This window comes from Thomasclavelia saccharogumia DSM 17460 (assembly GCF_000686665.1).
In the GTDB taxonomy this organism is placed as follows: Bacteria; Bacillota_I; Bacilli_A; order Erysipelotrichales; family Coprobacillaceae; genus Thomasclavelia; species Thomasclavelia saccharogumia.
The window spans coordinates 1-9958 of sequence record NZ_JMLH01000090.1; the positions used below are offsets into that span (position 1 = coordinate 1).

Here is a 9958-nt window from a genome sequence, read left to right on the forward strand (position 1 = left end):
ACCAGTGGATAAATAAAACTCCAGTCAATAGCCGCTTCAAGTTTTCTAACCTCATGATGAAGCGGAACCAGCTCATCAATAGTGCTTAAAATAATGTGATCATGTTTAATTGTATTTACTGTCATTACCATTTTTATTACCTCCAAATACGTGTATACCTGAATTATACCATATTTTGATTTCTTTATCTTAAATAAAAAAGTCGTGGAGCTTTAAAATGTTTACGTATTTGGAAAAAAGTCATCCACGACATTAGTTATATTATCATATAATCATTAAAATAAAAAGACTGTTTCAAATATTTTTATTTGTCAACAGCCTGAAAGGTAATCTTTTTAGATTACCTTTATTGTTAAATTAAAACATAAATTTTATAAACACGTTAATTATTTCGTTCATTCGTAATACATTTTTAGTATCTTCAACAACATCTTTTAAAGTAATTGACGCCAATTTTTTCCTTAACATTTTGTACTCTTAAAAGCCAAAGTATTTTTACCACTTTAATTTACCTAATAAATCAACAAAAAGATAAAATACATAAGGTTGTTTCGAATTATGTTTCTCTTACATCAAATTTATTTTAAGCTCATATATTCTTCTTCACTTACTGGTTCACACCATTCATTAGATGCATCTTCTGCCGGAACTTCAATTGCGATATGTGAAAACCAGCTGTCTTTGGCTGCACCATGCCAGTGTTTTACTTCTGTGGGAATACTTACAACATCACCAGGATGAAGCTCAATTGCTTCTTTACCCCACTCTTGATAATATCCTCTGCCATCTACACAAAGTAAGATTTGTGCTCCCTTATGATGAATGTGCCAATTATTGCGGCAACCTGGTTCAAATGTTACATTAGCAACCCCAACACCTTGATTGTTAGCAAGCAATGCTAAATAACTTTGACCCACAAAATATTTTGCATAAGCATCATTTTTTTCGCCAATTGCAAATAAGGGCTTGAATTCTTCCATTTTTATCTACCTCCACATATTTTTAATCCATAATTTGGATATCTTTTGACATCTATATTTTAACCATTTCCTATTATTATGTCTAATGCTTATTTTTAATAGTATATCATTCATTAATTGCATAATAGATCTCATCAATAAATTTATTGATCAACGGAGATAAAGTTTGATGCTTTTTCCAAACAAAAACTGTACCTGTCACCAATTCTGGATAAAAAGGAATAAATTTAATCTCATTTTGACAATGATTATAAAAAGCCCCTTCAATCGTAATAGCACTGCCAATTCCTTGAGTGATTAGTGGAATTATATTTGATAAAAAATTATAAGTTGCAATAAAATGAAGTTTTTCATAATCACTTTTAAACCAGCTTGCTATTTCATTTTGAACAATCGAACGTTTAGTATTTAATAACGGAATATTTATTAGATCTTCTGCTGTTACATATGCTTTATTAGATAAATGATTATCTTTAGAAACCACTATTCCCCAGCGTTCTTTTTGTGGTAATCTAACATATTCATATCTTTCTAAATCTACCGGTTCCAAAAGAATCCCTACATCTATGATCCCCTGATCTAACTTTTCTTTTACTAAATCTGCATTCCCAGTATAGAAATCATAAGTCACACCTGGATATTTATTAGAAAACTTTTTAATAATATCTGGTAAAAATAAATGGGTATACAAACACTCAGCCATTCCAATCATAATTTCACCAGTCAGATTATCATTATCACTAATAAGTTCTTTCTCTGTTTTTTCAATAAGACCAATAATTTCTTCGGCTCTTCTTTTTAATAACACGCCTGCTTCAGTCAACTCGATCTTTCTTTTTCCTCTTATCAATAATTGTTTTCCAACTGTTTGCTCTAACTGCATTAATTGACGGCTCAATGCTGGCTGTCCTATATGTAAACGTTTTGCTGCTCGAGTAATATTTTCTTCTCTTGCTACCATTAGAAAAGAATAAAGTGTTTTTAATTCCATTTTGTTTATACTCCTTTTCATGATCATAACTATAAATATTATTATATCACAATCAGGATAACAAACCTTTATGTTAAATATTATTTAATCATTATAATTTTGATAAAATGTATCTTAAAACAAGATTTCAACAAACTTCATAATTCCCATTTTACAGCCAAGCTTTAAAATAAAACGAATCATCAAAGGAATTTCTTGAGCCTTTTGAATATCATCAGGCAGCTTGGCATCGATCTGAATATTTTTAAATAACGGACTCCACTTTAAAAACATCCTTTCATCATCTACAGCAAAATACATCATTGCTCCTTTATTTCCGTTCTTCGCTACTAATTTATTAGATTTTTTTACTCCATATGAACTCTCACAATCAAAATAAATACCACCCTCAGGAAAATGTTTTGCTAGTGCAATCATTAAATCTTTGATTCTTTCTGGTTGAAAATAATAAAGTAAACCTCCACAAATAATATAAACGCCTTGTTCCATCTCAATCTGTTCCATCCAAGTAAAATCAAAGGCATCATAAGCAAGATTACTTTCACGTTCCTGGCAGGAAATCAATTGATTTCGAATCGCTATTACATCTGGTAAGTCAATATTGATCCAATGACATGATCCATTATCAACACTTCCAAATCCTGTAGCTAATCCACATCCTAAATCAACGATCGTAGCATTAGGATATTTTTCTAAATATGTTTTAACTCTATCGCATAACATTCGCTGACGAATCGCCCATGTCGTAATTTGAAATTCCTTTAGATTTAATGATTCAAAATCATAATCAATCTGATCTATTATTTTTAATGAAATTGGATCATTAAAAATATGGGGATATTTTTTGGCGCAATATGCTCTTCCATACAAAGGTAAAAGCAAAGTCTCTTGAACTGTATCTTTTTTAATTGTTATTTTTTCACTCATCACTAATACTCCTATCATCTAGTTAGCTTACACTAACTATCTTATCATATCTATTTCTTTCTTTCAATCATCAAAAATAAGACTATATTTTTCTTTTCTATCCATACTATAGTGAGGTGAAATCATGCAATATCAAAATCTAAACCATTTAATTCAATCAAGCACAAGTTCTCGCAATTATTTTCTTTCCTTACCAATAGAAAGACAAATCCAGCTGCATCAGTTAAATGATCATATCCATTCATTACAACAATTACATTTATATGCCAATATACTAAAAAATGAGCTTAAATAGCTCATTTTTAGTCTTCTTGAAGATGTTCCAAACCTTGATTGATAATCGTTCTAACATGCTCATCAGCAAGTGAATAAAACATTGATTTTCCTTCTCGTCTATTTTTTACTAGCTTATTTTGTTTAAGTATTCTTAACTGGTGCGATATCGCTGATTGCGTCATGTTAAGCACTGCCGCTAAATCACATACACACACTTCAGCTTCAAACAAAACAAATAAGATTCTAATTCTAGTTGAATCGCCAAAAACCTTATACAGCTCAGCCAAATCATATAACTCTTCTTCTGGCGGCATCTTTTCTTCGACTATCTTTAATAAATCTTCATGGACTTCAACTGTATCACAGCATTCTACTTTTTGACTACTCACAATATTCCTCACTTTCTATAAATGACTGACCCGTAAAGCTCGAATAGCATTTAAAACTGCTAATACCATAACTCCAACATCAGCAAAAATTGCCATCCACATATTAGCAATACCAATAGCACCTAAAATCAAACAAATTACTTTAACGCCGATTGCAAAATAAATATTTTCATAAACGATTCGAATACATTTTTTCGATATTTTTATTGCTTTAGCAATTTTTAAAGGATCATCATCCATTAAAACAACATCAGCTGCTTCTATTGCCGCATCGCTTCCTAAAGCACCCATAGCAATTCCAATATCTGCTCTTGATAAAACTGGAGCATCATTGATACCATCACCAACGAAAGCAACCTTTTCTTTATTTCCTTTATTTTGCAATATTTCTTCTACTTTGTCAACTTTATCAGATGGTAATAAATCACTGTATACTGCATCTATTTTCAATTCTTCGGCTACTTGATCAGCAACACTTTTTATATCACCAGTTAACATGATCGTTTTTTTAATACCAATTTTTTTCAAAGCTTGAATCGCTTCTTTAGCATGTGGTTTCATTAAATCAGAAATTAAAATATGACCAGCATATTCATTGTTGATAGCTACATGAACAACGGTTCCAACACTATGGCATTGTTGACATGAGATATTTAATTTTTTCATTAATTTAATATTTCCAACAGCAACATCTTGACCATCAACTTTAGCAATGATTCCATGACCACTGATTTCCTGAACATCTAAAACACGATGCTGATCAATTTCTTTACCGTATGCTTTTTGTAAACTTTTACTAATTGGATGGGTTGAATAACTTTCTGCTAAAGCCGCATATTCCAATAACTTATCTTTATCGATATTGGCATGATGAATTCCTGTTACTTCAAACACACCTTGTGTCATTGTTCCCGTTTTATCAAAGACAACATATTTCGTTTGGGCTAGCGTCTCTAAATAATTTGATCCCTTAACTAAAACCCCTTCATGACTAGCACCACCAATTCCCGCAAAAAAGCTTAATGGAATACTAATGACTAAAGCACAAGGACAGCTAATAACTAAAAACGTTAATGCTCTTGAGATCCATTCACTCCAATTTGCATCAATATTTAAAAATAATAGGGAAATAACTGGTGGTAAAAAAGCTAAAGCAACAGCGCCATAACAAACGGCCGGTGTATAATATTTAGCGAATTTAGAAATAAAATTTTCTGATTTTGATTTCTTAGAGCTGGCATTTTCGACTAGATCTAATATCTTAGATACTGTCGATTCGCCAAATTCTTTTGTTGTTTTGATCTTTATTAGACCATTTAAATTAATACAGCCACTCATTACTTCATCATTTATACTAACTTCACGTGGTAAGCTTTCTCCTGTAAGCGCACTAGTATTTAAAGTAGTTTTTCCCTCAATGATGATTCCATCAAGAGGTATTTTTTCACCTGGTTTCACAACGATGATGCTTCCAATTTCCACTTCATCAGGAGCCACTTTTTCAACTTCTCCAGATTCATTTTCAATGTTCGCATAGTCGGGTCTAATATCCATTAAATCACTGATATTGCGACGACTTTTACCAACAGCATAACTTTGAAACAATTCCCCGATCTGGTAAAAGAGCATGACCGCAACGCCTTCTTTATACTCACCTAGAGCAATAGCTCCTATCGTTGCAACTGCCATTAAGAAATTTTCATCAAAGACCTGGCGATTTAAAATTCCTTTAATTGCTTTTTTTAAAATATCATATCCGATAACCAAATAAGGTATCATATATAATCCAAATTCTAAATATCCTTTAACATCAATAAATTCTAAAGCGATAATACAGATCAATGCAATAACAATTCTTTGTAAAACCTTTTTTTGTTTCTTATTCATATTCGTCCCTCCATTAAAAAACGCTACAGTCATGCAGCGTTTGAACCATTATAAGAAAATTTCACAATCATCTTCAACAATTTTACAGTTTTTAATAACATCCTGCATAACAGCTTTTACATCTGCACCATCTTCAAATTCAACTGTCATTTTTAAAGTCATAAAGTTGACAACAGCATCTTTGACTCCCGCTGTTTTCTTAGTAGCTTCTTCCATTTTATTAGCGCAGTTTGCGCAATCTACATCAATCTTATAAGTTTTTTTCATTTTTTATATCTCCTTTATTATTCATTTGAACAATTGTTCATTTGTTAATTTTATTTTACCACTTATATTGCTGATGTCAAGATAAATACTCAATATTTATCTAAAATAAAAATGATGAAGATCAATTCATCATTTTTAAAAAACTCTTGCCATAATATCAAAAACTGACTCACCACAAGATATCTTATTTTTAATCGTTCTTGTACAAGAATCAAAACGTTTAAAAGTTTTGATGTTATTTTTCACATGACTATAAACTTTCCAATGTCCCGCATATCGATAATGATCTTTATCATTAATAAACCCAATCACATCACAAAGAGGATATCCTAGAAAAATACCAATTTCATGAGGAAAATCATCGTTTAATAAACGCATTTTCAAATGTTCTATAGCTTTCAAAGCACTATCACAGGGATATTGATACTGTTTTAAAAAACTCTGAATCGAAAAATGAGTTAGAGTATGATAAAGTTTATCATTTTGATACACATAAATCAAAAAACTAGTTTGATATTCTTTTAAAATACAGATCTGCAAACCATACTGACGAAACTTTTGATTAAAATATTGCAAACATTCATGACAGTTAGGGAAATCTTTTTTCGTGATTCGAAAAAGACTAGCCGTTTTTAAATTAGCTAAAGTTGGCGCACTATAAAGTGCTAACTTTTCTTGAAAAATATCACCATTAGTAGGCATTATTAAAGTTTATTAATAATCTCTGTCATTTTTACAATATCTTCATCAGTTCCTTCATTCTCTACCTTATATAAACATGGGACCTGATATTGCTCGCTGATCGTATCTCCAGCTTGACAATAAGCATCACCATAGCCAAGATCACCGCTGACGATGACCCCTTTTAACAAACTACCATTATCATTTAAAAAATCTTCTACTTCTGCAGGTACATCACCATAACCATCAGTATAAGTGAAAAGAATAAAATCTTGATCACAGCTTTCACTTCCGGTTTCGATTTTTAAAGGCTCACTTAATCCTAATCTTTCAACGATTGATTCAACATTACCTGTTCTTGATGCATATACAAATTTCATAACTTCCTCCTTGGTTAGTTTAGACTAACTAATATTTTATTTTATAAGTTAGCCTTAGCTAACTTATATTAAAATTATCATGTTTATCTAAAAAAGTCAAGAATATCATTAATAAAATTTCTTATTTAAAAATGGTCAGTCATATTGACTAACCACTTGATTTTAAATCTAACATTTGTTTTGATTGTCGCAAAGTTACAAACTGCTTATAAATACCTTCACTTTGTAACAACTGCTCATGTTTGTCTTGTTGGACGATCTCGATTACAAGAATCTAATCAGCTTCTTGAATATAACTTTCATTATCAACATCAATACTTTGTCGTTGCTTCATCTATAATAACGATTGGGGCATCTTTTAAAATGCATCGCGCAATCGCAATTCTTTATTTTTCACCACCAGATAAAGAAGCGCCGCCTTCACCAACGACTGTTTCAAAACCATTTGGTAAAGCCATGATAAAATCATAACACTGGGCCTTTTTAGCAGCCTCAATAACTTCTTCTTTCGTTGCCTCGGGCCTACCCATAGCAATATTGTTATAAATCGTATCTTGAAACAAATAAATTCGTTAAAAAACCATACTGATTGAATTCATCAACTGTGATAATGGAATATCTCGGATGCCAACACCTTTTATTTTGATACTTCCAGATTGAATATCCCAAAAACGGGCTAATAAATTAGCAAGTGTTGATTTACCACTTCCAGATGTCCCTACTAATGCAATTATCTGATTCTTCTTTATTGTAAATGAAATATCATGAAGTACTTCTTTTTTACCATAGCCAAAGTGCACATGTTCAAACGCGATTTCTAAATCATCATTGTTTAATGATGAGCTGCCATCATCTGATAATTCTTTTTGAGCAAATATTTCTTCGATTCGATCCATACAGCTGTTCATTACTGTTAATCTGGTATTTTGACTATAAAAAGCTTTAATGGGCGTGAATAAATCAAATACAAATAAAATAACTTTCATCAAGTAAGACACTAAGATTATTTGCTTTTGATTTAAATACAGCGATAATCCTAAAATAACGACCGATGCCAATCCACAGGCTATTGACAAATAACGATGTGCTGGTGCCAGTTCTTCTTCAAAATGTAGATTTGCCTGGCAGTTTCTAACAAAGTTATTCGTTAACTCCTGTGATTTTTCACCTAAAAGTAAATAAAAATCATATCATAAACGATATGACTTTACATCAGCAGTGATACTCCCAAAATAACAACTCCGACAAATATTGTAATACTATATATCTTTTTAGCTTCCTTATCCTCACGATCTAAAAAAAGATAAAAAATTCCTGCCCCAATAATACAAACTCCTATCAACAAACCAATTATTTTAACCATTATTCTTCCTGGTATATTATAAATGACTTATCTAATGAGTTCATCATCAGCTAGCTGATGATGAAAAAGTCATCTGATATACCTTCTCCTTTCTATCAACCTTTTTATTCCGTGGTTGATTACGGTTGGGTTTTATCTATAATATTGTAATATGTGTTTGTGGATTTGTATTTCTTTCCTGTGGCTCGACTACTTCATGGAGGTTCTTACCACACCTTATTCCTAAACAATGATGAGTTAGATGAGTCTTGAATTCGTATTTTGCACCAGGTTTTGTGGTCTAAGTGTTGTGGTCTTTATCACATTCACATCATTTTATTTTGAAAGGACGTTTTATTATGAATTATTTAGTTGGTATTGATATTGGTAAAAATTCTCATTTCTTCTCTGTTGTTGATAATTCTTCAGGTGAAATTCTTGTTAATCCTGTTTCTTTTAAAAACAATAAAGAAGGTTTTGATTATTTTATCAATTCTCTTGCATCTTATCCCAAAGATGAAATCTTAATTGGAATGGAAGATACTGGTCATTACCATTTTCCTATCCTCAAATTTTTGTTGGATCTTCATTTTCATGTCGCTTTGATTAATCCTGTGACTACTGATCTGACTCGTAAGCTTGATGGCAGCATCACGAAAAATGATATGCTTGATACTCTTACTATCTGCGATGTTCTTGCTTCTCCTCGTCGTAAAAAGAATTATCGTATCACAACTGTTGATTCTTTTGATCTTTATGAACAGAAGCAGCTGACTAGACATCATCATAATCTCAAGGAAGAATTAAATGTGTACTGCAACCGTCTTCAAAAGTCTATCGATCTTGTTTTCCCTGAATTCAACAGCCTTTTTCGTTCTAAATACGGTTCTGTCTATATGAATGTCTTGAAAACATTTGGCAGTGCTAAAAAGATTGCTGAAACTGATATAAGAACCATTCGTAAATGTTTTGACATCAAAGGCAGAGGAAGACGTATTTCACTTACTCCTGAAAAACTTAAGGAAGCTGCTAAAAATTCCATTGGTATGCCCTATCTTGCTGAAGAAATTCAAATCAGGCATCTTGTATGCCAAATTGAACTGATTAATGAGCAGATAGATGAAATAGATAAAAAAATAGAAGAGTTCTCAATCCAAAATAACTCTCCTATAATCTCCATACCAGGAATTGCTCATTTCTCTGGTACATCTATCATAGCAGAATTGGGAGATATAAACAAGTACAGCAGGCCTTCTCAGATTGTAAAAAGAGCGGGTGTAGCTCCTTATCATTATGAATCCAGCCAATTCAACGCTGAACATACAGCGATAACCAAGAAAGGTTCCAAATATCTGAGAAAGACCTTATATCAAGTCATTACACCTGTTATCAAGTTTAATAAGGTTTTTAAAGACTATTATGATCTTAAACGCTCTCAGGGAAAAAGTCATCGCTGTGCTCAGGGACATTGTGTTAGAAAACTTTTAAGAGTTATCTGTTGATATGCAAATTATTTTGACTCAAAAAACTACTGTTTATGCATTCGTAAATTAGTTAAAATTAAATATAACTAATTTAATTTGATAATATTTTATTCAAATTATTTTATGCCGAGAAAACTTATTTATAGTGGATATTCCTAAGTTATACTTTTTCATAAGCAAAATCAACAAGATTTTGCTTGGTTTTAACGGTTCTTAGGAATTTGGCTCCACTGTAAATAAGGAAATTGGAATAAATTAATTTGATTGTTTGTGCCATTATATTTTGCTATTTTTTACTAATTAGCTCATATCTTTTACTTCTGTTATCCAATTTAATTTGCCAAAAATTTGTTA

Annotated in this window: 11 protein-coding genes and 1 pseudogene; 1 reads left to right on the forward strand and 11 read right to left on the reverse strand. The window is 31.4% G+C overall.

What is annotated here, in order from left to right:
• Positions 1–578: 578 nt before the first annotated feature.
• The 11 genes and pseudogenes from BR82_RS0113570 to BR82_RS17320 form a co-directional block, all read right to left on the reverse strand.
• A pseudogene (locus tag BR82_RS0113570) lies at positions 579–962 on the reverse strand (cupin domain-containing protein); the annotation flags it as partial.
• A gap of 124 nt (positions 963–1086) precedes the next feature.
• Complete coding sequence (locus tag BR82_RS0113580; protein ID WP_027090620.1) at positions 1087–1971, reverse strand: LysR family transcriptional regulator; 885 nt, start codon at positions 1969–1971, stop codon at positions 1087–1089.
• 114 nt (positions 1972–2085) lie between these two features.
• A complete protein-coding gene (locus BR82_RS15970) occupies positions 2086–2898 on the reverse strand; it encodes a class I SAM-dependent methyltransferase (RefSeq protein WP_051592846.1) in 813 nt (270 codons plus the stop codon).
• A gap of 302 nt (positions 2899–3200) precedes the next feature.
• The gene (locus tag BR82_RS0113595) at positions 3201–3563 is read right to left on the reverse strand and encodes an ArsR/SmtB family transcription factor (RefSeq protein ID WP_187116172.1); all 363 of its coding nucleotides are present in this window, start codon (positions 3561–3563) and stop codon (positions 3201–3203) included.
• A 15-nt stretch (positions 3564–3578) separates the two neighbouring features.
• Positions 3579–5450, reverse strand: a complete 1872-nt coding sequence (locus BR82_RS0113600; protein ID WP_027090622.1) for a heavy metal translocating P-type ATPase — start codon at positions 5448–5450, stop codon at positions 3579–3581.
• A 48-nt stretch (positions 5451–5498) separates the two neighbouring features.
• On the reverse strand, positions 5499–5717 hold the full coding sequence (locus tag BR82_RS0113605) for a cation transporter (RefSeq protein WP_024720694.1): 219 nt from the start codon (positions 5715–5717) through the stop codon (positions 5499–5501).
• 135 nt (positions 5718–5852) lie between these two features.
• Positions 5853–6419, reverse strand: coding sequence for a DUF3793 family protein (locus tag BR82_RS0113610; RefSeq protein ID WP_027090623.1), 567 nt, complete (start codon positions 6417–6419; stop codon positions 5853–5855).
• A gap of 2 nt (positions 6420–6421) precedes the next feature.
• On the reverse strand, positions 6422–6778 hold the full coding sequence (nrdI, locus tag BR82_RS0113615; protein WP_027090624.1) for a class Ib ribonucleoside-diphosphate reductase assembly flavoprotein NrdI: 357 nt from the start codon (positions 6776–6778) through the stop codon (positions 6422–6424).
• Positions 6779–7164: 386 nt separating this feature from the next.
• Positions 7165–7308: a hypothetical protein gene (locus BR82_RS17955; protein ID WP_240474568.1), complete on the reverse strand. Its 144-nt coding sequence runs from the start codon at positions 7306–7308 to the stop codon at positions 7165–7167.
• Between the two features lie 42 nt (positions 7309–7350).
• Positions 7351–7854 (reverse strand): ATP-binding cassette domain-containing protein, encoded by a 504-nt coding sequence (locus BR82_RS17960; RefSeq protein WP_240474569.1) that lies wholly within the window; start codon positions 7852–7854, stop codon positions 7351–7353.
• Between the two features lie 131 nt (positions 7855–7985).
• Positions 7986–8141, reverse strand: coding sequence for a hypothetical protein (locus BR82_RS17320; RefSeq protein WP_162531350.1), 156 nt, complete (start codon positions 8139–8141; stop codon positions 7986–7988).
• 338 nt (positions 8142–8479) lie between these two features.
• Here BR82_RS17320 and BR82_RS15980 point away from each other — a divergent pair, with 338 nt between their 5' ends.
• Positions 8480–9622, forward strand: coding sequence for an IS110 family RNA-guided transposase (locus BR82_RS15980; RefSeq protein WP_051592847.1), 1143 nt, complete (start codon positions 8480–8482; stop codon positions 9620–9622).
• Positions 9623–9958 lie beyond the last annotated feature (336 nt).

Bases quoted from the DNA above. Each gene is read 5' to 3' on its own strand.
- BR82_RS15980 (WP_051592847.1), top strand. From the start codon at position 8,480: ATGAATTATTTAGTTGGTATTGATATTGGTAAAAATTCTCATTTCTTC.
- BR82_RS0113580 (WP_027090620.1), bottom strand. From the start codon at position 1,971: ATGGAATTAAAAACACTTTATTCTTTTCTAATGGTAGCAAGAGAAGAA.
- BR82_RS15970 (WP_051592846.1), bottom strand. From the start codon at position 2,898: ATGAGTGAAAAAATAACAATTAAAAAAGATACAGTTCAAGAGACTTTG.
- BR82_RS0113610 (WP_027090623.1), bottom strand. From the start codon at position 6,419: ATGCCTACTAATGGTGATATTTTTCAAGAAAAGTTAGCACTTTATAGT.
- BR82_RS0113605 (WP_024720694.1), bottom strand. From the start codon at position 5,717: ATGAAAAAAACTTATAAGATTGATGTAGATTGCGCAAACTGCGCTAAT.
- BR82_RS0113600 (WP_027090622.1), bottom strand. From the start codon at position 5,450: ATGAATAAGAAACAAAAAAAGGTTTTACAAAGAATTGTTATTGCATTG.
- BR82_RS17320 (WP_162531350.1), bottom strand. From the start codon at position 8,141: ATGGTTAAAATAATTGGTTTGTTGATAGGAGTTTGTATTATTGGGGCA.
- BR82_RS17955 (WP_240474568.1), bottom strand. From the start codon at position 7,308: ATGGGTAGGCCCGAGGCAACGAAAGAAGAAGTTATTGAGGCTGCTAAA.
- nrdI (WP_027090624.1), bottom strand. From the start codon at position 6,778: ATGAAATTTGTATATGCATCAAGAACAGGTAATGTTGAATCAATCGTT.